This window comes from Hahella sp. NS-SX17 (assembly GCF_057367735.1).
Genome location: NZ_CM170632.1, coordinates 1,765,664 through 1,787,103 on the forward strand (window position 1 = coordinate 1,765,664; position 21,440 = coordinate 1,787,103).

General features: G+C 53.4%; 21 protein-coding genes, 1 pseudogene and 1 riboswitch. Of the genes and pseudogenes, 6 read left to right on the forward strand and 16 right to left on the reverse strand.

The genetic code is table 11. The annotated features are described in order from the left end of the window. Positions 1–90 precede the first annotated feature (90 nt). On the reverse strand, positions 91–474 hold the full coding sequence (locus AC2IBB_RS08005) for a hypothetical protein (RefSeq protein WP_486332357.1): 384 nt from the start codon (positions 472–474) through the stop codon (positions 91–93). Between the two features lie 192 nt (positions 475–666). On the opposite strand from AC2IBB_RS08005, the gene AC2IBB_RS08010 reads away from it, so the two are divergent. Then, positions 667–1,065: a helix-turn-helix domain-containing protein gene (locus tag AC2IBB_RS08010; protein ID WP_486328546.1), complete on the forward strand. Its 399-nt coding sequence runs from the start codon at positions 667–669 to the stop codon at positions 1,063–1,065. 22 nt (positions 1,066–1,087) lie between these two features. Further along, complete coding sequence (locus tag AC2IBB_RS08015; RefSeq protein ID WP_486333933.1) at positions 1,088–1,675, forward strand: IS630 family transposase; 588 nt, start codon at positions 1,088–1,090, stop codon at positions 1,673–1,675. A 10-nt stretch (positions 1,676–1,685) separates the two neighbouring features. Here the strand turns inward: AC2IBB_RS08015 and AC2IBB_RS08020 are convergent, their stop codons facing one another. The 7 genes and pseudogenes from AC2IBB_RS08020 to AC2IBB_RS08050 all read right to left on the reverse strand — a co-directional run bounded on the left by AC2IBB_RS08020 (position 1,686) and on the right by AC2IBB_RS08050 (position 9,446). Next, on the reverse strand, positions 1,686–1,952 hold the full coding sequence (locus tag AC2IBB_RS08020) for a hypothetical protein (RefSeq protein ID WP_486332358.1): 267 nt from the start codon (positions 1,950–1,952) through the stop codon (positions 1,686–1,688). 285 nt (positions 1,953–2,237) lie between these two features. After that, a complete protein-coding gene (locus AC2IBB_RS08025; protein ID WP_486332359.1) occupies positions 2,238–2,726 on the reverse strand; it encodes a hypothetical protein in 489 nt (162 codons plus the stop codon). A gap of 3 nt (positions 2,727–2,729) precedes the next feature. Next, positions 2,730–3,614, reverse strand: a complete 885-nt coding sequence (locus AC2IBB_RS08030; RefSeq protein ID WP_486332360.1) for an RHS repeat domain-containing protein — start codon at positions 3,612–3,614, stop codon at positions 2,730–2,732. Between the two features lie 12 nt (positions 3,615–3,626). Continuing rightward, positions 3,627–6,461 (reverse strand): golvesin C-terminal-like domain-containing protein, encoded by a 2,835-nt coding sequence (locus AC2IBB_RS08035; RefSeq protein ID WP_486332361.1) that lies wholly within the window; start codon positions 6,459–6,461, stop codon positions 3,627–3,629. Between the two features lie 43 nt (positions 6,462–6,504). After that, positions 6,505–7,371 carry a hypothetical protein gene (locus tag AC2IBB_RS08040; RefSeq protein WP_486334019.1) on the reverse strand — a complete coding sequence of 289 codons (867 nt, stop codon included), beginning with the start codon at positions 7,369–7,371 and terminating at the stop codon, positions 6,505–6,507. Between the two features lie 111 nt (positions 7,372–7,482). Continuing rightward, positions 7,483–7,962: pseudogene (locus AC2IBB_RS08045) on the reverse strand (DUF6531 domain-containing protein); the annotation flags it as partial. Beyond that, positions 7,959–9,446, reverse strand: a complete 1,488-nt coding sequence (locus AC2IBB_RS08050) for a DUF6531 domain-containing protein (RefSeq protein WP_486332362.1) — start codon at positions 9,444–9,446, stop codon at positions 7,959–7,961. The pseudogene AC2IBB_RS08045 and the gene AC2IBB_RS08050, both read right to left, overlap by 4 nt. 433 nt (positions 9,447–9,879) lie before the next feature. On the opposite strand from AC2IBB_RS08050, the gene AC2IBB_RS08055 reads away from it, so the two are divergent. Both AC2IBB_RS08055 and AC2IBB_RS08060 read left to right on the forward strand, forming a co-directional pair. Then, positions 9,880–10,320: a GNAT family N-acetyltransferase gene (locus AC2IBB_RS08055; protein WP_486332363.1), complete on the forward strand. Its 441-nt coding sequence runs from the start codon at positions 9,880–9,882 to the stop codon at positions 10,318–10,320. Beyond that, positions 10,307–10,807 (forward strand): YbaK/EbsC family protein, encoded by a 501-nt coding sequence (locus AC2IBB_RS08060; RefSeq protein WP_486332364.1) that lies wholly within the window; start codon positions 10,307–10,309, stop codon positions 10,805–10,807. Before AC2IBB_RS08055 ends, AC2IBB_RS08060 begins: the two co-directional genes overlap by 14 nt. 45 nt (positions 10,808–10,852) lie before the next feature. Here the strand turns inward: AC2IBB_RS08060 and ribB are convergent, their stop codons facing one another. Together ribB and AC2IBB_RS08070 are read right to left on the reverse strand one after the other, a co-directional pair. Further along, on the reverse strand, positions 10,853–11,515 hold the full coding sequence (gene ribB, locus AC2IBB_RS08065) for a 3,4-dihydroxy-2-butanone-4-phosphate synthase (protein WP_486332365.1): 663 nt from the start codon (positions 11,513–11,515) through the stop codon (positions 10,853–10,855). 119 nt (positions 11,516–11,634) lie between these two features. Then, a riboswitch (FMN riboswitch) is annotated at positions 11,635–11,781 on the reverse strand. A gap of 149 nt (positions 11,782–11,930) precedes the next feature. After that, the gene (locus tag AC2IBB_RS08070; protein WP_486332366.1) at positions 11,931–12,206 is read right to left on the reverse strand and encodes a DUF6127 family protein; all 276 of its coding nucleotides are present in this window, start codon (positions 12,204–12,206) and stop codon (positions 11,931–11,933) included. 244 nt (positions 12,207–12,450) lie between these two features. On the opposite strand from AC2IBB_RS08070, the gene AC2IBB_RS08075 reads away from it, so the two are divergent. Both AC2IBB_RS08075 and AC2IBB_RS08080 read left to right on the forward strand, forming a co-directional pair. Further along, the gene (locus AC2IBB_RS08075) at positions 12,451–13,764 is read left to right on the forward strand and encodes a sensor histidine kinase (protein ID WP_486332367.1); all 1,314 of its coding nucleotides are present in this window, start codon (positions 12,451–12,453) and stop codon (positions 13,762–13,764) included. Continuing rightward, the gene (locus AC2IBB_RS08080; protein WP_486332368.1) at positions 13,761–14,300 is read left to right on the forward strand and encodes a response regulator transcription factor; all 540 of its coding nucleotides are present in this window, start codon (positions 13,761–13,763) and stop codon (positions 14,298–14,300) included. The genes AC2IBB_RS08075 and AC2IBB_RS08080 overlap by 4 nt, the downstream gene beginning before the upstream one ends. Positions 14,301–14,578: 278 nt before the next feature. On the opposite strand, the gene AC2IBB_RS08085 is transcribed toward AC2IBB_RS08080, so the two are convergent. The 6 genes from AC2IBB_RS08085 to AC2IBB_RS08110 all read right to left on the reverse strand — a co-directional run bounded on the left by AC2IBB_RS08085 (position 14,579) and on the right by AC2IBB_RS08110 (position 21,224). After that, positions 14,579–15,490 (reverse strand): pseudouridine-5'-phosphate glycosidase, encoded by a 912-nt coding sequence (locus AC2IBB_RS08085; RefSeq protein WP_486332369.1) that lies wholly within the window; start codon positions 15,488–15,490, stop codon positions 14,579–14,581. Continuing rightward, positions 15,487–16,581, reverse strand: a complete 1,095-nt coding sequence (locus AC2IBB_RS08090; protein WP_486332370.1) for a PfkB family carbohydrate kinase — start codon at positions 16,579–16,581, stop codon at positions 15,487–15,489. The genes AC2IBB_RS08085 and AC2IBB_RS08090 overlap by 4 nt, the downstream gene beginning before the upstream one ends. 74 nt (positions 16,582–16,655) lie before the next feature. Next, positions 16,656–18,623 (reverse strand): Fe(3+)-hydroxamate ABC transporter permease FhuB, encoded by a 1,968-nt coding sequence (fhuB, locus tag AC2IBB_RS08095; protein ID WP_486332371.1) that lies wholly within the window; start codon positions 18,621–18,623, stop codon positions 16,656–16,658. A 38-nt stretch (positions 18,624–18,661) separates the two neighbouring features. Continuing rightward, positions 18,662–19,618 (reverse strand): ABC transporter substrate-binding protein, encoded by a 957-nt coding sequence (locus tag AC2IBB_RS08100; RefSeq protein ID WP_486332372.1) that lies wholly within the window; start codon positions 19,616–19,618, stop codon positions 18,662–18,664. Positions 19,619–19,672: 54 nt separating this feature from the next. Beyond that, entirely contained in the window at positions 19,673–20,440 is a 768-nt protein-coding gene (locus tag AC2IBB_RS08105) for an ABC transporter ATP-binding protein (protein WP_486332373.1), read from the reverse strand. Further along, positions 20,433–21,224, reverse strand: coding sequence for a siderophore ferric iron reductase (locus AC2IBB_RS08110; protein ID WP_486332374.1), 792 nt, complete (start codon positions 21,222–21,224; stop codon positions 20,433–20,435). Before AC2IBB_RS08110 ends, AC2IBB_RS08105 begins: the two co-directional genes overlap by 8 nt. Between the last annotated feature and the right edge of the window lie 216 nt (positions 21,225–21,440).

The following is a 21,440-nucleotide window of genomic DNA, read 5'->3' on the forward strand; positions in this document are numbered from 1 at the left end:
TGACCCTGACCCTATTGATACTATTGATAAAAAACCCTGCCAGATTAACTAGCAGGGCTTTCTAAATTGAGTTAATTTAATCTAATTGCCTTAGCTATCCAATAATTTCAATTTACCTTTCTTAGAAATTGGCTTGAAAAGCCTTAGGTCTTTCTTATCGGGAATAAAACTTGTCTTCCTATCGACAGGGTTAAGCCTTTCTTCAAATCCCCACCATACAACATCGTTATCCTCATCTTCCAAGGATATGAGCTCACACAACCCCAAGAATTTATACTCTATTTCGTATGGAGGATCTAAAAATGAGAATTCCTCATCCTCACCTTTTAATACCGCAGACTTATATGCCTCTTCATCATTATCAGCGACTATTAAAAGTATTTTTCTTTCGCAAATAGATTTCTTATGAGAAGGCTTTCCGTTAACTCTTTTATCATAAAAAAACATCAATTCAGCTGCATATCTTTGCTTCATTTTTCACAACCCACACTCAGCACATTCTGTGGGATTTTGAATACACCAACAGCGATAGGTATCCATACATATCCTAAATACTACTGGCGGTATCAACCGGAGTAGTCTTATCAATAGGGTTAAGTAGCAAAATAAAAATTTTCTAATAAAATAGGCTACTTACGACCACCCGAACTGATCATATTTTGCACCGTGAAGTACGTCAATCATCTTAAGCCTGCCGAAATCAAAACACTAACTGATGGATTCCGTTACAGCCCGAATTCCCGCTTCCGTATTCGCTGTCACGCCATATTGCTCAGCAATAAGGGGTATAAAATCGATAAAATTGCCGACATTATCGACTTCCACCGCAACACCATTTCGATCTGGATTGAGCAGTGGGAAAGCATGGGAATATGTGGCCTCATTAGCGACGCCTCCCCGGGAAGGCCGCCCATTTACACGGAGCAGGAACAAGAAAGGGTTTGTAAGTGGATTGACGAGCAGCCCCAACAACTACGAGACGTCCAGATACGTCTGGAGAAAGAAACTGGAAAAAGCGCTAGTCTGGAGACCGTTAAACGGAACTTAAAAAAAATCAAAGTATAGCTTCAAGCGATTCCGCTTTTCGCTGCGCGCGCTTCGGGATGAAGACGCCTTCCGCCAGTTTCAGGGCTTTGTGAAAGATCTTCAATCCTGGGAGGATGCGGGCGAAATCGAGCTTTACTACTTTGATGAATCAGGCTTCAGTCAGCGTTCCAACTTACCTTATGGCTGGAGCCCTGTGGGGAAGCCGACGCAAATGAAATCCTATCCACACAATAAGAGACTGAACGTTCTGGGGTTTATGAGTCGCCGCCAGAAGCTGATATTCCATGCCACAGAGGAGCGGGTGGATTCCGCCAAAGTCGTAGCGCTTTTTAATAAGCTGGCGGGGAGTAAAGATCCGCTTAAGCCTGCCGTGGTGTTTCTGGACAACGCCTCCATGCATCGCTCTGCGGAGTTTCGCCGACATAGGTTGGATTGGGCGGATAAAGGCATCTGGCCGATCTATTTGCCGAAATATTCACCGGAGCTAAACCTGATAGAGATCTTGTGGCGAAAGGTGAAGTACAACTGGCTGCCGCTAGGTTCGCATGAGACGTTCGAGAGACTGAAGGAGTCAGTCACCGAGGTCCTGTCAAAGTTTGGGCAGGAGTATAAGATTAATTTTATTTAGATACTTAGAGTCATTGATCTTTCATCACTCGAAACTTCTCAGACTTCCTATCTCCTCCTCGTTCCAATGGCTTTGCCCGTCTTCCAGTTTTAGCTTCTATCTCAGCCTTAAAACGATCATTACCCAACACCCAAGCCTTGTTAGTCGCTTCCCGGATCGCAGATAAATCTTGTTCCGGCATCCGACCACGAAATAATAGTCGGTAATGCTTCTGGCGTTCTTCCGCCGTTTTACCCAGTTGCTGGTAAATCGAATGCGGCCTGATCAACTGAATCATTCTCCCAAGGGCATTGTGCCGATAGCTTGACCATGGATATTCAGAAGCATGCTCCACCATCTCCGCTCTGACAGGGTTTAGCTCAATATAGCGATAAACTGTTAACAGGTATGTCTCAGAATCAACTAAGGTTGACTTGTAACGTCCTTCCCACAGAGTGCCGGTGCGGCTATGGGTGTAGTTAAAGTACTGAACATACTTGCGTCCTTGCGCCTGCCTTGTAGTCCGCCTCATTGATTCGAGGATGTGTCTAAAATCCACCCAGTATAAGTGTTATTTATCTTATCATTTAAAAAAAAGCTTTATTTTATCTCCAGCGCAAAGATTGATCGGATTGATGTGGTTTATAACCTCTAGCTCGTCATTGATGGAAAAACATGCAATGCTGAATGTTGATGATTTTGCCTCAAATTCTGCTTGGAAAATGAAACCATCTAAATGGCTGGCTCTAGTAATAATTTTATCGTTTATATAAATATGAGTTTGACTTACTTTTTTGGGGTTACATAAATGATTTTTAGCCTCAGAAAAATGTACTTTCATACCTTCTAAAGAGGAGCTTGGTGATGCTATTTCTATTTCTAAAAAATCCTCTTCTTGAAATATCTCGTGTATAATTCGGCCATTTCTATTGTTTTCTAAATAAAGCCAACAAATAAAGTTCATGGTGGAGTTCAAGCTTTCTTGTAACAGAGCCGTCAGCTTTCTATTAGGCCCTGCTACAATAAACTGCTCTTTGAATTTATTTGATGCTATTTTCAGAGCAATTGGCATTTCTTACTTCCAAGGGTTTACGACTGGTATGTTCGCTAAGCCAGGATTGTTTTGATTGAACTCTTTAACGCTTTTGTTGTGTTGCTTCACATAGTCAATATAATCTTTTGCTGGGTGGTCTTTTTTAAATGCTTCAGGACCTTTTTTAAGATATTGACTGATTTTATTTAATTCACTAGCTTTAACCTCTGCGCTTGTGATTTGAGGTTTTATCAGGCTGTCAAGAGTTGACTTCGCATCATTTGCAGCATCGCCGTATTTTTTTGCTAAGTCATCAATAGTTCCATCAAATTTATTTAAACTTTTTAATGCAATATCATCTGCGGCGCAGATTAAGTTGTCACCTATTTTCGCGGCTTTGAAGGGGCCGGGAAGAATATCAATCGAACTTATTGCGTCTGGGTATTCGGGGTTAGGCGATTTAGGCGCTAAGTCAATCAAAGCGAGAGCACCTCCAACAATCCACCAAACTAATACGGGAATTTCACCCGTTGGATCGGTTAATCGTTGAGGATTTTGATAAACGTAGTTGTAGGTATTGTACCCTCCAATTAATCCAATTGGATCACTTTGAAGGTATCGGCCAAGACTAGGGTCATAATCCCTATAATAGTTATAATAATACGCTGTTTCTTTGTCTAAATATTGACCAGGAAAGCGCAGGGGTTGAACAACAGAGCCACTTTCTTCCACAGCCCCCCCAAACGGAGTCTGCTGGGTTTTCCAAACCACATTTTTTGCGCTGTCGGTCATCGCCTGGGGCGTGCCCAGGTGATCCGAGTGGATAAAGTATAGGTCGGCTTCTGCGTGCGCTTGTGCGCTGAGCAGGGTGGCCAGTGAGAATAGGGCGCTGAATAAAATCGTTGTTAATTGGTTTAGGCTTTTCATGTCTGTTACTCCTTACTCGCCGGCCCATTCCACTTTGATGGCGTCTGCAATGACGTAGCCGTTGGCGTTGTCAGAGACGGATACTTTCGCGTTGGCGTCCAGGGGGAATACGCCGATCTGGCTCCAGGAGCCGCCGCCCTGTTGTTGGTTCACTTGCACGCTTTGCGTTCCTGATGGGGTCTGAATGTCGTACTTCACGTTGCTGGCGCGGGAAGAGCCGCCGTTCCAGTAGGCGTATACGCGGTAATTGCCTGTCCGCTCGATGGCGAGATTCCAGGTGAAGACCTTGCTTCCAGTCCCGGCGGGAGCGTAGTGATAGTTGTCGCCATAACGTGCTGAGGAGTAGCTGGAAACACTCCAGCCGCCGGTTTGCGTCGCCGCGGCGTCGCTGTTGTCTACCGTGAGGGGGGCGGGGTCAGGTGTTCCGGTCGAGCCAACCCACTCCAGCTTGATGGCGTCTGCAATCACAAAACCGTTAGCGTTGTCGCTCAGGGTGATGGCGGCGGCGCTATTCAGTGAGTAAGAGCCCAGTAGGCCCCAGCCGCCGCCTTGTTGCTGGTTGGCGGTGATACTTTGTGCGCCGGCGCTGGTCTGCAGGCTGTAAGTGGCGTTGCTGGCGCGGGAGGAGCCGCCGTTCCAGTAAGCGTAGACTTTGTAGACGCCAGCTTTGCTGACGGGGAGTTTCCAGGTGAAGGATTTCCCGCCGCTGCCCGCAGGGGCGTATTGATAGTCTGCGCCATGGCGGACGCTGGAGAAGCTGGATGCGCTCCAGGTTCCGACGGTGGTGACGCCGCTGTCATGGTTGTCGACGATGATGTCGGACACGGGGGTTGTTGCGCCGCCACCGCCTTCCGCCAGCATGGCCACAGGAACGCCGTTGAGGTAAATCATTTCCCGAATGACTTCGCCGCTCGGCTTGGTCTCCGCCAGCAATTGACCGCTTTGGCTGTAGTGGAAATGCACGTTGGCCGCGGGGTCGGTCGCGACTTTGATGACGCGCTGACCGAGGGCGTTGTGTACGTACATGGCCAGTTGCTCGCCTCCTTTCTTCACTTCTTCTAAACGGTTCTGCTGGTTGTAGATCAGCTCCAGATTACGAGCGCTGTTCTGATCCTGGCGGATATTGCCGTTGTCGGTGTAGGCGAATGTGCGTTCACTGACGGCGCCATCGTTATTGATGTCGACGCGGGTCAGGCGGTTGCTGTCGCTGGCGTATTCATAGCTCTCCGACAGGGTTTTGCCGTTTTGCGTGCGGGTGCGCGCGGTACGGTTGCCCACCGCGTCGTAGTCGTAACGCATATCGCCGTATCCGCCGTCCGCCGTTTCCAGGCGCGACAGGGCGTCATAGCCGAAACTCTGGCTTTGCGCGCTGTCGATCTGATCCGTGATGCTGGCGATATTGCCCAGCGGATCGTACCCATAGCTGCGACGCATGACGCTGCTGTCGATACCGGTCAACTGATAGTCCTGATCGTAGCTCATGGCGCGGGTCATACCGTTGCCGTAGGTCAGGCTCTGCATGGGACCGAAGGGCAGGTAACTGACGTTTTCCACCACGACCTTTTCCGCTGCGCCGCTATTGGCCAGCGTCGCGACGTGATCTATTTGAGCTTCTTCATTGTAGTGATAACGCACGATGCGACCGCTGGGGTAGGTGATGTCCGTCAGCTTGTCAGCCAGATCGTAAGCGTACTGAGTGACGTAGGTCTGGGCCTCCAGCGCGCGGGTTTCCTTCACCAGGTTGCCGCGGTCGTCGTAATGGAAGCTGATGGTTCCAGACTGGTCGCTGATGCGGGTCAGGCGACCGACGCCATTGGCGGTGTCGTCATAACTGTAGGAAATGTTCTCGGCGGGATTCGCGGGGTAGCGAACCTGGGTCACCCGATTCAAGGCGTCATAGGTGTACTCAGTCACAACGCCGCGGGCGTCGGTACTGGTCAGTGTATTGCCGGCGTCATCATGGGTGAAAACGGTCAGGCCGGTGTCTGGGCTGTTCTGCTCGTACATGTTGCCGGCGTAATCGTACTTGTAGGTTGTCTTCAGGTTGCGCGGATCGGTAACCGCAATGAGATTGTCCTGAGCGTCGTACTCATACTGGGTGACGCCCAGTTTGGCGTCGGTCACCTTGATCAACCGGTTCAGTGCGTCAAAGCCCTGTACGGTCTGTTGGTTGTTGGCGTCGGTGACGGACGTCATGTTGGAGTTTTTATCGTAACCGTAACGGGTCTCGTGATTGGCGGCGGTGATGCTTCGAATCAAACGTCCCAGCTCGTCGAAGACCTGACGCTGTACGTTGAACAGGTTCTCGGCGCCGTCTTTGATCTCCACCTTGGTGCGGTTGCCCATGGGGTCGACTTCATAGACGATCTTGTCGCCGGCGCGGTTGGTGACGCTGCGCAGACGACGCGCGGGATCGTATTCGTAATGCAGGAAAGTTCCATCCGCCAGAGTGATCTGCTCCAGCAGCCCGACCTTGTCATAAACGAAGACGGTGATGGCGTCGCCCTGGCTGCTTTTTACGGTGCGCTTAACCGGCTGGCCGCGCCAGTTGTATTCCAGCAGGGTCACGACGCCGTTGGCGTCGATAACCTTTTGCGCCAGACCCGCGCCGTTGTAATTCTCCAACGTGGTGACCTGGGACAGCGCATTAGTGATGGTGTGCAGGTTGCCGTCGGCATGATAGCCGTAAGTGGTGACGTCATTGACGTCCGTGCGGGGACCGTCCTGGGTCTCCATTAGATTTTGGCTGTTGTAGGTGTAACTCCAGGAACGATCGGCCCAGCTGTTGGCGCTCATGAGTACGCCGGCGATAGCCGCCGCCAAAGCGGTTTTCTTTGCTAACATCATGTGTGTATTAACCCTTAATCAATAACGTAACATCCCTGCGCGCTTAATTGGCGGCTACAGGCTGGATGGATTTACTCTTTAGTTTGCCGTCATCGTCGTAGGTGAATTCGGTGATGCGATCCGGCTCGGTGATCTTGGTGGGAAGGCGCAACGTTGGATGCCATTCGGTGAGCGTCACTCGCTCTTCCGGTGCGCCTTTGGCTTCAATGCGTTTTACTTCCAGGCCGCGTTCGTTGTAGTCGTAATCGGTGATGTTGCCTTCCCAGTCAGTGACCGTATCCACGAAGCCTCTGTTGTCGTAGGTATAGGCTGAGTTGGAGGCTAAGCAATGCTCACTTTCCTGACCTTCTACCCGAATAATCTTGCGTACGCCGTGAATTCGCTCAAAGTGATAGGTCGTTTTTTTGCCTAAGGCTGTGGTGACAGTAGCTGAGCTATCCTCATTGAAGACAACCGTGGACTTTTCAACTCCGCCAGCATGTTCAGATGTAACAGCCTTGCCGTCCTCGTTGTATGTCCAGGTGGCATAACGCACGCCATTTTCGTCGGTGATGCCTGTCAAAGAGTAGGGGAAACGAGCATCTTCATAATGGTAAGCTTTCTCGTTTCCATCAGAATTAGTCACTTTCAATATGTTGTTGGGCTTCTCAGAGTCAAGTATGTATTTGACGCTTAGACTCTCGTTGAGCTTTGCGCTTAACAGGTAATATCCGCCGCTAAGCACTACTTCTATCTGGTTTCCATACTCATCCTTTGCGATAAAGCTTTGAGTAGGATCTCGTGTAATGGTTACCTTTTTCTTATTTGGGTAAATGATTTCCTGTAATGCGCCTAGCTTGTCAAAGCTGTACTCTTTTCCTTCTTCGTTTATAAATCTCCATTCATCTTTGACTGTATCCCTATATAGCACTGTCGAAAGATGAGTTATGGGAGTGTACGAAGACTTTTCTTGATCGAATATGAACTCGCTTTTTCTTCCTGAGTCCTCAATAACATAAACTTTTGACCAGGAGTCAATTAACTTTGCTGAATAGCTATGACGCCATCTAAGGTCGAAACTGTTATAGTACCGAGTGAAATTAAGCTCAGGACTAAAGTATATATCCCGCTCTTCCTGGTATTTATTTCCTGTACTAATATCAATAGGGTTTCCTGTTTTACAGCTAGGAGGGCCGTTAGGCTCGCTACTAGGGGGAGTACAAGATCCCGTGTTGGCTCGCCACTCTGGATAATTGCATGGCTTACAGGTCCCTTGCCATTCATAGGTATATATAGCGTACGCAGGTTTATCTGCGTACGTAGAATGCACAAGCCTCATAAAGGTGCCATCGCTCCAGTTAGAATCCATTCTTGATACACAGTCTTTGTAGGTTGATCCAGGTCCTTCTGTATATCCATTACAGAAACGACCAACGTATTTCCACTCACCGCACTCCTTTGCACTTGCGTGTGAGACTAGCAGTGAAGAGGTAGTGAGCACGGATAAAATGAAATATTTCATATATTGTTCTCTGTTGGAATGTTCGAGCTATTAGAATCAACTGGCAGGATGGATCTGCTTTTCAGTTTGCCGTCATCGTCGTAGGTGAATTTGGTGATGCGATCCGGCTCAGTGATCTTGGTGGGAAGACGCAACGTCGGATGCCACTCGGTGAACGTTACTCGCTCTTCTGGGGTTCCTTTTGCTTCGATGCGTTTTATTTCCAGGCCGCGTTCGTTGTAGTCGTAGTCAGTAATGGCCCCATTCCAGTCAGTAACAGTGTCAATGTTACCCTTGCCGTCATAGGTATAAGCAGTATTGGCTGCCAAACAGTGTTCGCTTTCTTGGCCTTCTACGCTAACAATCTGGCGTATACCGTGAATTCTTTCGAAGTTGTAGGTCGTTTGTTTATCCAAGGAGTTGGTGACAGTGGTTGAGCCGTCTTCGTTAAACGTTAAAGTGGACTTCTCAACGCCCCCTGCATGCTCTGACGAGATCGCTTTACCATTTGTGTTATAGCTCCAGGTGGCGTAACGAACTCCCTTTTCATCAGATATACCTGTTAAAGCGTTTGGAAAGCGAGAGTCTTCATAGTGATATGTCTTAGTTCCTCCACCAGGGTAGGTCACAGTAATGATGTTGTTTTTCTGTGTGTTATCGAACGTATATTTCACTGAGTAGCTGTCGTTTAACTGGGCGCTGACCAAGTGGGTTCCGTAGTTCAGCTCAACTTTTATCTGATTTCCATATTGGTCCGATGCGATGAAACTTTGAGTTGGATCTCGGGTAATGGTTATCTTTCTACGATTTGGAAATGTTACTTCCTGCAATGCGCCCAATCTGTCAAATTTGTATTCTTTTCCCTTCTCTGTTGTAAAATGCCAAGTGTCAGTGGCTGCATTTTTAATTAATTGAGTAGCTAGGTGGGTGATAGGTTTATAAATATTATTTTCTGTATCGTATAAAAATTCGCTTTTGCGCCCTGAGTCTTCATAAACATAAATTTTATTCCAGGAGTCAACTAGGTTGGCTGAATAGGTATAACGCCATTGTAGATCAAGACTATTATAGGATCGGATGAATTTGAGTTCAGGGCTAAACTCTAAATCCACCTCTTCTTGATACTTATTGCCTGTACTTATATCTATAGGGTTTCCTGCCTTACAGCTTGGGGGGCCATTAGGTTCTGGACTGGGTGGTGTGCAGGCTCCTTTGTTGGCTTTCCACTGAGAGAAACTGCAAGGTTTGCACGAGCCGCCTTGCCAATAATATTTAAATATCTCGAAGGCAGGCTTGTTATTCCAGGAAAAAGATCTCAATACCATAAAGGTGCCGTCGGTCCAATCTGTATCCATCTCTGACAGGCATTTACCATAAGTAGGGTCATCTTTATAGCTGTTACAATACTTTCCTCCCTCTACCCACTTGCCACATTCAGCTGCTTCAGCTTCCAGCGCCAGGATTATAGAAAAAGCTAGAGAGAATATTTTTATAGAGGTGTTCATTTGTTACCTAAAAAGTATATTTCGATAGCTGCTTTTGACTTTGTCATAGTTCTGATATCTGGAGCATACTCGAATCGAGTCATGCACTAGTATCTGATATTCTTTAAAAAGAGTTTCATGCTGAGATCCCTTGCTCTATGTTTCATTGGAAAAGCGCTTTAACTGAACTTATGTAAACTTGGCAAGCCGCAATGATATAAGTTTGAGGGGGTTCTTAGATGAAGTATGAATTTGCCTCCATGCATATTATTAAATAGAAAAAGTGGCCTTTTTTGACCTGAAAAAGGTAGAGCAACGAAGTGGTCTCGGATCATAACGAAAATTTAATGGTCTCTCCATATGCCAAAAGTATTATCTCTTGGTGGGTGAACTTTTATCGCCGATTACTGAGAGTAAAGGTCGTAACGACATTATTTTATTTAAAAGGAAAAATATGAACTTCGTATTAACGGATGCGCCGAAGCAAGAGGATGTCGACACCATCTATAATGGGTTGGTTGCTTATAACTTGAACTATATGGATATGCGGGATATGAAGGATCTGGCGGTTTTTTATTCTGATGATCAGGGCGTCAGGTTGGCGGGGGTGGTTGGAGAGACGCTTGGGAATTGGCTGAAAGTTAAGTACCTCTGGGTGTCCGAGGCGTTGCGGGGTAAAGGAGTTGGCGGGGAGTTGTTGGCCCGTGCTGAGGCGGAGGCGATTAAGCGTGGTTGTCGTTATGCCGTCCTGGATACATTCAGCTTTCAGGCGTTGCCTTTTTATGAGAAGAAAGGGTATGTGCTGCAATTTACATTGGAGTCCTACCCCAAGCACAATCAGGCCAAGCATTTCCTTACCAAAGAATTGACTCAATCAGACAATGAGAACGCTTGACGATTTATATCGGGATACGATGGCTTTGTTGCAGAAGGCCAATGTGAATTATCGCGAGGCGACTCACGAGCCTGTGTTCACCTATGAGAAGGCGGAAGAGGTGGCCAGGCGTTTTGGTTTCACTGGCGCTGAAAGCAAAAGTCTGTTTATGAAACTGAAAGACGGGCGCTTTTGTATGTTGGTGACGCTGCAGCATCAACGCCTGGATTGGAAGCAGTTAAAGAATGCGCTAGGCGGTAAAGCGTCTTTTTGCAGTGATGAGGAGTTAAAGGAAATGACCGGGTGTGAGCCTATGTGCGCCTGTCCTTTTGGACATCCTGCTGATATCACACTGGTGGTGGATGAGTGTATTTTCGGCAGTGAGAGGCTCGTGTTCTCACCTGGGCCGCCTGAGAAGACTGTTGAGATAAGCGCTGAGGATGTACGCAAAGTGCTGGGTTGTTGTGAAAATCCGGTGGTGTATCTGACTAAGCGGGAAGTCGAGTAGACGGAGCCGTCAGGCTCCGTCTGAAACAGATTTACCTTGTGGGCTTTAAACCGCTTGCCCCATGATCTCTGTTCGATATGTCACCAAATCTTCAATAGTGAGCACTGGCATGGCGTGCTTCTCCGCGAATGCGACAATTTCCGGCAGCCGCGCCATCGTGCCATCGGGATTGGTCAGTTCACAGAGCACGCCGGTGGGCTTCAAGCCCGCCAGGCGCATCAGGTCAACCGTGCCTTCTGTATGTCCTCGACGGGAGAGTACGCCGCCGGGTTGCGCGCGCAAGGGGAAAACGTGACCCGGGCGGGCGAGATCTTCCGGTTTGGCGTCGTCAGCAATAGCGGTGCGGATGGTGGTGACCCGGTCCGCGGCGGAAACGCCGGTGCTGACGCCTTCGCGCGCTTCAATGGTGACCGTAAACGCGGTGCCGTTTTTACTGGAGTTCTCCGACACCATCATCGGCAACTGCAGGCGGCGGATAACGTCGTCAGTCAGGCATAGGCAAACAATACCGCTGCATTCGCGGATCAGCAGCGCCATTTGCTGCTCGGTCAACGTTTCTGCTGCGTAAATCAGATCGCCTTCGTTTTCGCGGTCTTCATCGTCCACCAGCAGGACGCCCTGGCCATTGCGAATGGCTTCCAGAGCTTTTTCCACCCGGGTGATAGCGTCGCCGAACGGCGTTAATAAAGAAGTGTGTGGCTGATTCATGGGATCTCCATTTGAGTTACCAGAATCAGGGCTGTGGGAATACGACCGGTTTTCACCGGCCAACAGGCGTACAACGGCGGCAGGCCGTGGCGAAATCCGCGGTCCTGCTGCGACATTGGCCTTATTCTCTCCCATCCGGACTGTGACCGTCGGCTCCGGCCTCTCACCGGATCTGCTGACCCTGCTGTACTACAGCAGGCGCTCGCGGGCTCGTCCACGGGGGACATACCGCCGGTAGGGAATTTCACCCTGCCCTGAGAATAAGTTGATTGATTGTGCTCTTTAATAAAAGCGGGGGCAGGATACCCCAGCGAGGATGGGTTCACAATGTTCAATCTTAGAGGCGGGCGGCCTGAACGACTGGGTCGCCCGCGCCGGTAGCGTTTGTGGACAGACTTGGCTCAAGCCGAGGCGGTTAGACCAGCTGGAATTTGACCGCGAGTCCTCCCATCAGGGTCAGAATCAAACCGGTGGTGCCAAGTCGTATCAACGTATGCCAGGCGGTTTGCTTGGCGTGTCGCAGCGCCTGTAGCAGCGCTCGTAGTTCACGGATGTCTGAAAAAGCGTCTTCGCCTGTCAGACCTAGATCGAGCAGCGCCCGTCGGGCTCCTTTCTCCGCGGCGCAGTCCAGCAGCGCATCCAGTTCGTCCCGGGCGAGGCTCACCATGAGTTGGGCTTTTGAGGTGTCCATGTTCTCCTCCTGAGGTGTATTGGCGTATCGATGACTTGCATTGATGATCGAAATTCCTTCTTCGTTTGCGTTCTTCGCGGGCCCTTCTTAGAGAGGGCTATGTTGTAGCTTATCGGTCGAAACGACCAAAAAACGCAGAAGCGAATGATGGAGGTGAATTTCGGCGGAGTGCGGCAAAATGTCGCATAGGGTGCGGATAGCTTCGCAAGTGGTATTATGCCCTCAACTCCGGGGTTTGATCGTTATGAATACAACACAATATTTCGGTTGGCTGTCCGCGCCGTTACAGCGGGATAGCCTGCGTTATCTGGCTTATTACCTTGTCATGCAGTCCATTTCCCTGCTGGCTTTGCTGGCGTTGTTCGCTGGCCACTGGCGGCTGGAGCTGCCGCCGCGTTTGCCTTGGGCGGTGATGCCCGCGCAGCTGGCGATAACGGCGTTGACCTGCCTGGCCTCCGTGCGGGTGAGGGAACTGACGACGGGTCGTTATCTGGCGGTATTGCTTGCATCCACGTTGTTGCTGGGATGGTTTCTGCATGACACCGGCGGGCATACGAATCCCTTTATTTCATTGTTGTTGATGCCTGTGGCCATGGGGGCGGCGCTGTTGGGGTGGCAGTCGAGCCTTATCCTGGCGACGGTTTGCGTCAGCATATACTTTGCATTGACTCAGGACTTCGTTGCGCTGACCAGCAGTCGACCGGACGGGCTGCAGAATTTTATGCGACTTCATCTGGCGGGAATGTGGCTGACCTTTCTGTTATCTGTGGCGCTGCTGCTGGTGGTAGTGGCTCCGTTGTCGATGGCGATACGCCGCCAGCGTGAGCAGATTGCAGCGCAACGGGAACAGATGCTGCGCGATGAACGTCTGGTGGCCACTGCTATTTTCGCCGCCGGCGCCGCCCATAAATTTGGCGCGCCGCTGGGAACCATGGCGTTATTGGTGGATGATTTGCGGCAGGACATAGTCGATGATCAGGCGCAGGAAGACCTGCGGGCCATGGCGACCCAGATTGAGTTGTGCAAACAGACGCTGTCTTCCATGATGCGGCAGGCAGAGGATATCCGCACTGGCGTGGTGCGCAGCGAGACGCTGGAAGGGTTCGTACAACGTTTGCGGGAGGAGTTTTCCTTACTGCATCCAGCGGCCTCCTTGCGCTTGGCGAAAATCGAAAATCCCGAAGCGGAAGTGCGCTCAGAAGAGATGCTGGACATGGCAATTCTCAACCTGCTCGACAACGCCGCTAAAGCCAGTGCGGAGGACCCAGTGCTGGACGCGCGTCTGTGCGAAGGAGAACTGCTGCTGCGTATTTACGATAAAGGGCCTGGCTTGCCTGCGTTGGTGCGTCAGAAGTTGGGCAAATCCTTTGTATCCATGCGGGAAGGCGGCAATGGGTTGGGCCTGTTTTTATCCCACTCGACCATTGAGCGTCTTGGCGGTAGCTTGAGTCTGATCGACGCCGCTGATGGAACCATTACTGAAATCCTGTTGCCGATGCCTCAGGGCGCGCTGCGACGGGGAAAATGCGACTCTTTCACAAGGAACCCTGAACGGTGAATACGCCGCTGCTATTAATCGATGATAACCAGGTTTATCTGCAAACTCTCGCTCGCTCTCTGAGCCGTCGCGGGGAGTCAGTCCTTACCGCAAGTTGTGGGGAAGAGGCGCTAAGCCACTTGGAGGAAGCGGACCCGGCGCGTGCAGTGCTGGATTTGAATCTGGCGGGGGACAGCGGGCTGCAGTTGCTGAGCGAAATGCTGCAGCGTCGGCCTCAGTTGCAGGTGGTGATGTTGACAGGCTACTCCAGCATTGCGACTGCGGTGGAGGCGATCAAGCGGGGCGCTTTGAATTATCTGTGCAAGCCTGTGACCGCGACAGAGCTGCTGGCCGCCTTTGGCGAGCCCAAGGAGGAGGCGCCTGAGGAGCAGGAGGCGACAACGGATGCGACACTGTCCGTCCGGCGTTTGGAGTGGGAGCATATTCAAAGAGTGTTGCAGGAACATGAGGGAAATATTTCGGCGACGGCGAGGGCGTTGAACATGCATCGCCGCACTCTGCAGCGAAAACTGCAAAAAAAACCCGCCCGACGTTGAACGTCGGGCGAAAAGGTTTCCGCAGAGTTTCGGGTCTCTATGCGTCCGCTGTGAAGCCGAACGTACAGTGAACCCGGGAAGGAAATGCGACCGGAACTGCGCAGGGGTAGACTGCGCCGGACGCTCTGTACCTTGCTGTGATTGGAAGTTTAGTAGGGGAAGAGCGCCGCCGGGAAGACGGCAAATTGTCGCACCCTGAAAGGCTTATGCCGGCTGGCGCACAATGAGCGCACAGGGCGGTTTGGCGAACGCCGTCAACCGCCCTGCAGAGACAGAACTTAAGCGTAATAGGCAGTGGCGATGCGCGCCGCCAGCGCCGCGTTATTGAACACCAGCTGAATATTGGCTTTCAGGCTGTCTCCAGCGGTAATTTCCGCCACTTTCGCCAGCAGGAAGGGCGTGGAGTCTTTGCCGCTCACTCCCTTGTCATCCATTTCCGCCAATGCTGCGCTGACGGCGGCGTCGATCTTGCCGCGATCCATGGCGTAGGCTTCTGGAATTGGATTGGCGATGACAACGCCGCCTTGTAATCCCATTTCCCATTTTGCTCTTAGCGCCTGGGCGATCTGCTCTGGCGTATCCAGTTGGTAATCCACATCGAAATCGCTGTCGCGAGTGTAGAACGCCGGCAGGGTGGAGGTCTGATAACCCACCAGCGGCACACCATGAGTCTCCAGGTATTCCCGGGTCAGGCCCAGGTCAAGAATGGATTTGGCGCCAGCGCAAATGACGGCTACGTCTGTGTGAGCCAGTTCCTGCAAATCTGCTGAAATGTCGAAAGTTTCCTGGGCTCCGCGATGCACGCCGCCAATGCCGCCGGTGGCGAATACTTTGACGCCGGCCATGGCCGCCAGAATCATGGTGGAAGCGACCGTGGTGGCGCCGTCGCCGCCACGGGCGATGATGAAGGGGATATCGCGACGGCTGGCTTTGGTCACGCTCAAACCGGCTTGGCCCAAATATTCGATTTCCTCTTTGCTCAAGCCAACTTTCAGGCGGCCCTTGATAATCGCGATTGTGGCGGGAACGGCGCCGTTATCGCGTACGATCTGCTCCACTTGCAAAGCGGTTTCCGCGTTTTGCGGCCAGGGCATGCCATGGGAAATGATGGTGGACTCCAGCGCCACGACCGGTTTGCCGGCCGCCAGCGCAGCTTGTACTTCGGGGGAGACGTCCAGATAAGCATTCATATAAAAGTTTCCTCTAGTAGACGGTTCACGGTCGCCAGGGACATGTTCGGATTGATGGTGGCCTGGTGCGACATGGCCACTGCCGAAGCGGCGATGGCGAAGTTAACGGATTTTGGCGTGGGCCATTGCGCCAGCCAGCCATAGGCGAGCCCGGCGAGAAACGCGTCGCCGGCGCCGTTGGCGTTGACCGGCTGGATCGGCGGCGGCGGATATAATTGGTGGCGACCGGTTTCGCTAACGTATACGCCCTGTGCGCCAAGGCTGATGCAGATGCGCTTAATGCCTTTCTGATGAAACCAGGAAGCCAGTTGGGGTAATTGCCCTTCGTCCTTTGCGTCTACGCCGGAGAGGCGCTTCGCCTCCGCCAGATTGGGTTTAAAGGTGTGGATAGCGTCAAGCAGGCCGCGCAGTTTTTCCGATTTCGGGCCGGACACCGGGTCCGCGAAAACCGGCAGATCGGGGAACTGGCTGAGCAAATATTCCAGCACGTTGGCGGGCAGGTTGGCGTCCACGATCAGCAGGCTGGCGCGACGAATCATATCCGCATGACTGCGCAGATATTCCACGCTCAGGCGTTCCAGTATCTGCATATCGTTGATGGCGACAGACATGTCTCCGCACTCGTCGAGTACAGACAGATAGGTGGAAGTGGCGGCGTCATCCAGTTGCAGACAATGACGCATATCTATGCCGCACTGCAGCCCCTGCTCCAGCAGCGTCTGTCCGTAAACATCTTTGCCCAGAGGCGCAATCAGGCGCACGTCGACGCCCAGACGGGCCAGGTTTTCCGCAATATTGCGCGCGACGCCGCCGGGTGAGCAACTCACGCGGCCGGGGTTGGAGTCCCTGGCGAGCAGCTGATCGCTGGGCTGTCCGAGAATGTCCATGTTGGCGCCGCCGATCACCACCACGTAGGGGCTATCCGCCAGGATATAGCCTTTGCCGCGAATGGCGCCTTTATTGGACAGGTTCATAATATGGCCCGCCACCGCGGAGCGGCTGACGCCAAGACGGTCGGCCAGGGCCTGTTGAGAGATAAGTGGGTCCTGGCGAATCAAATCCAGGATTTCCTGTTCGCGTTCGGTTATCACAAACAAATGTCCGTATGACTAACATTTGTTTGTCAGTTTACTGGTATTTCACAAACAGGCAAGGAGAAATCGCTTCATGCGGCGCGTCGACGAGTGAGTAAATAGATGAAATAGCCGCCGCCCAGAAGGGAAGCGACAGCGCCGGCGGGCATTTGCGCTGGATACAGCAGGGTGCGTCCCAACCAGTCGGACAGCACTATCAGCAGTGCGCCCAATAGTATGGCGAGAAGTAATTGCTGAGCGGCTTTGCGGGCGCCGAGCATAGCGGCCATGTGAGGCGCCAGCAGGCCGACGAAGGCGACCGGACCCATGACCGCCGTCACCAGCGCACAGGCCAGCGAAGCCAGGAACAACAGCGCCAGACGGGCGCGTTTGACGTTCAGTCCCCGGGCTAGAGCGATATGATCGCCAGCGGAAATTAACGTGAGCCAGCGGGAGCAGAGGACGCACAGCGCCGTAAGAGCTACGACCCCGGACAGCAACAGCAACGCCTTGTCGTCAGTAGCCTGATAGGTGGATCCGGCCAGCCAGCCGAGGATGGAATAGGCGCTGTCGCTGCCTTTGGCGAGAGCGAACCGCACCAGAGCGTCAATCAGCGCCGCCAGGGATATGCCGGTCAGCACCATGACGCCGGGGGCGTAATGATGACGACGTCCCAATAGCAACAGAATCAGAAGCACGCCCAGACTGCCTGCAAACGCGATCAACGGACCCGCTTGATAAATGGAGCCGCCGAACAGCAATACGGAGAGCACCAAGGTCAATGAGGCCCCGGCGGACATGCCCAGTATGTCGGGACTTGCTAGAGGGTTTCGAATCAGGCGTTGAAGAATGACGCCAGCCAGCGCCATACCGCCGCCAGCCGCCGCGGCAGTGACGATGCGCGGCCAACGCAGGGAGAAGACCAAGTCAGAGGGCCAGCCGAAGCGCCAGGTAACGGCGTTCGCCCCTTCCGGCGACCACAGCAACGCAATCACCGCCATGGTGGGTAACGCCAGCGCCAACAGGACCAAGGCGGCTTTGGATAATCGCACGACGCCGGAAGGCAGTTGCAGAGAGCTGTGGTCCGCTGCGCTCAGCTTGCGGCGCGTGAACCAGATTAAACCCGGCGCGCCGATCAGGGCCGCCGCTGCGCCGCTGGGAACCAGGTCTGTCGTCCACTGGCTGGCCAGCACGGCGATGGCGTCGGTTGCCAACAGTAACAGGCCCCCCAGCAACACGCTGTAACTCAATTCGTCGCCGGCGCGACGGGCGCCGAGTGCGCGTGCGAGGTTGGGCGTGAGCAAGCCGATGAAGCTGATCACGCCTACAGCGGTAATAGAGCTGGCCACTAACCAGAGCGCTGCGGGCAGCAATAAGGCCAGGGTGGCGAACACACCCATGCCGCGCCCTTTGGCGCCGGCTTCTCCCAATCTCAATAGCGTCAAAGGCCGGTGCGCAAATATCAGTATCAGTAGTCCAATGCTGAGCTTGGGGGCGAGCCAGATAACCCAGTTCCAGTCTGTTTGCGTCAAGTCGCCCGCGCCCCAGATAAACAGGTTTTTAGCGTATTGATCGTTGAGCAGCACGATTGCGGAAGCCGCGGCGCCGAGCAGGATATTGACGGCCATGCCCGCCAGTACGACAGGCAATCCGGCGAGACCTCCACGGCCGGCGATCAATAGCACAAGCGTAACCGAGAGACTGGCCCCCGCCATGGCGATCCAGGCGCCGTAATCCGCCATTAAGGCGGGCGCCCAGACGCTGGCGCACACCAGCGCAAGCCAGGCGCCTGAGGCTGCCCCCAGGGTCATGGGAGACAGCAGGCGATTCTGTGTGGTTTGCTGCAGCAAACTGCCGACCAGCCCCATGGCGCCGCCGACCAGCAACGCCAGCACTGCGCGGGGCAGGGTGGCGTAGAAGAACTGGAAGTCTTCGAACTCTACGGCTTCGCCGCCGCTGATTAGCGTCCATTGCACGCTGAGCGACGGCGGCGCGTTAAGCTGCAGATAGGCGAACAGCAGAACCGGCGTCAGAGCCAGGGTGGTCAGATAGCGGCGCATACGACTTCAACCTGTAGCGATTTGACCTGTTTTACTGATCAGGGCGTCAACCTAAGTAAGGCGTCAGTAATGGATTCCGCCAGATATTGTACGGATAGCGGTCCGCCGTAAGTCCAGGTGGAGCGGGCGGCGGCGAAACGTTCGCCACGCACGAACGGCATGGCGCGCCACAAGGGGGTGGAGAACAGGTCGTCCGCCTGTTCGAAGGGCTCGATATAGATCACTACGCCGTCTTTGATGCGGCCTAAATCCGTCACCTTTTTCTGGGTGATGCCCCATTGGGTCGCTGGCTGCGGCAGGGCGGGCTGCAGGCCCAGCTTGGTCATGGCGGCCTGCGCCATGGAGTTATCGCCGAAGATGCGCAGGACGGAAGGCGTGGTGAAGCGCACGGCGGCTACCTTAGGCAAGGAACCGTGATAGTGTTCGGTCAGCTGCGTTCGCAGTTCGTTAAAGCGGGCGTCCATGGCGTCCAGCTTTTGCTTCGCCGCCGTTTCTTTGTCGAACAGGCGGGCCAGTTGCAGGAATATTTGTCTGGAGACCTCGAAGTTGTCGTGATCCGCCCGGAAAGAGTCAAAAAACAGCACGGGCGCTACTTGCTCCAGCTTTTCCAGCATGCTTTCCTGCATGCTGGATATAAGGATGACGTCGGGCTTTAGCGCCGCGATGCGCTCGATATTGGGTTCGGAGCGTGTGCCCACGTCGATGATGATATCCGCCAACTGTGGCCGCACCACCCACTCCTGATAGCCTTTGATATCGGCGACGCCCGTCGGCGTCACGCCTAGCTCCACCAGATTTTCCGCCATGGACCAGTTAAGGGCGATGACTCGTTGCGGCGTTTGTGCGAACTCATGTTCGCCACGGCTGTCGGTGACCGTAATCGCCTGCGCGGAGGCGCTGATGATGAAAGTCAGGATCGACGCTGCGGCGAGAAGAGAACCTGTGCGCTGGAATGCAACGCCAAGGTTGGAGATCAGGGGGAAGAATAAATGCATGAATTTAACCCATTGCAAAGCGTTAACAGGAATACCGAGAGACAGCGGCTGGCGTCATGCGACCACCGCGATTTTGCCATTTTGGTGAGGGTGGTCGACCAGCGCGATGCCGATGCCATACAGTTCCGCCAGCAGGGAAGGAGACAATAGCTCCTGCGGCGCGCCGTCGAACGCCAGACGGCCTTGTTTCAGTGCGATGATACGATCGGCGAAACGGGCGGCGAGATTGACGTCATGCAGAATGACGATCACGCCGCGCCCATGCTCCTGGTTCAGACGGCGTAACAATCCCATGACTTCGTATTGATGAGACAGATCCAGGGCGGAAGTTGGCTCGTCCAGCATCAGTAGCGGCGCCTGCTGGGCCAGCAGCATGGCGATCCAGGCCCGTTGACGCTCGCCGCCGGACAGCTGGTCCGTAAGATGGTCCGCGTAACGGGATACGTCGGTCTGCGCCATCGCCGCCTCGATGATGACTTCATCCTCTCTGCGCCAGCGCCCGAAGGTCCCGCGCCAGGGAAAGCGGCCCAGGCGTATCAGTTCGCGCACATTGAGGCCGGCGACTTCGGGCAGGTTTTGTGGCAGAAAGGCGATGTTTCTGGCCAGGTCCCGCTGGGAGTAGTCATTCAAAGGGCGGCTTTGCAGCCTGATGACACCGGCGTCTGGCTGGAGTTGTCGCGCCAGCAGATTGATCAGGGTCGATTTCCCTGAGCCGTTGTGTCCAAGGATGACGGTGAAGCGGCGCGGCTCCAGAGAAAGCTCGGGCAAGGACAGTATTTCACGCCCATCCCGGCTCATGCGGATATCTTTAACTTCAAGCATAGGCGTTCCACTCCTCCGTCAGCCGCTGCGCGCGCACCTCCGGTTTTTGTTTCGGGCATGACGCGCACAGTTCGCCGTCCTGCCGCAGGTAGTGCAGACAACAGGCTTTGCGATCCAGGGTCAGTTGCAGTCTCCCGTTACGCAATGGGAGGGGAGTCAGGCTGCTGTATCCAATAAGGCCCATGGCTTTCAGCCAGGCCTGCGCCCACTGCTGGATATTATCGTTGCTGGGAGCGGGAGAGAGCAGGCTGAGCCGGGCGAGCGCCGATAGCAGGCTGTCCGCGACCAGGCGCATGGCGATCAGCGGTTTAACCTTGGCGATAGCGTTCAGCTGATTCAGCAAGGCTTCGCACAGTTGCGTCAGCGCTGCGCCGCTGCGCTCAATCAGAAGATTGACGGGAGCAGGGCGCAGCGCAACGGGAGGCAGGCGGAAGCCGGCCACTATGCCCTGGGCGTATTTCTGTCCAAGCCCCGACAAGGGGGCGGAGACGCCAGCGCCATGCACCGCCGCCACCGCGATGAAGGTCGGCTGCCATATCAGCATGGTCCAACTGCGCACCGCCCAGTAGGGACGGCCTGCCTCAGGGCAGGCGGCGCGCCAGTATTCATGTAATCGCCTCAGAATGTCTTGATTGTCGACTTGCGCGCTTATCAGTCCGGTGTTGTCGGCGCTGATTTCCCCCACCAGCGCCGGATGCGCCAGTGTCGCGGCGCGTAACAGCGCCTCCAGCGGAGCGAGCGCGGCGTCAGACCGATTGTTTTGCGACTGTATTGGGTTGTTCACGAGGCTATTGGCGTATCCGAATTGATGGCTTATCCGACAGCGCCGATGCCTTTCCAGGTTAGGTGGCCGGATGCATTCCGCGTTGTGTTGACTCGACTGATCAGGTTGACGCGAAACTTAAATCAAATGATAATGATTTGCGTTTAGATTATCAAATAATGCATTGCCGCATTGGCCCGGACGCCACCTAGATTTCCATTCACTTGCCACCACGAG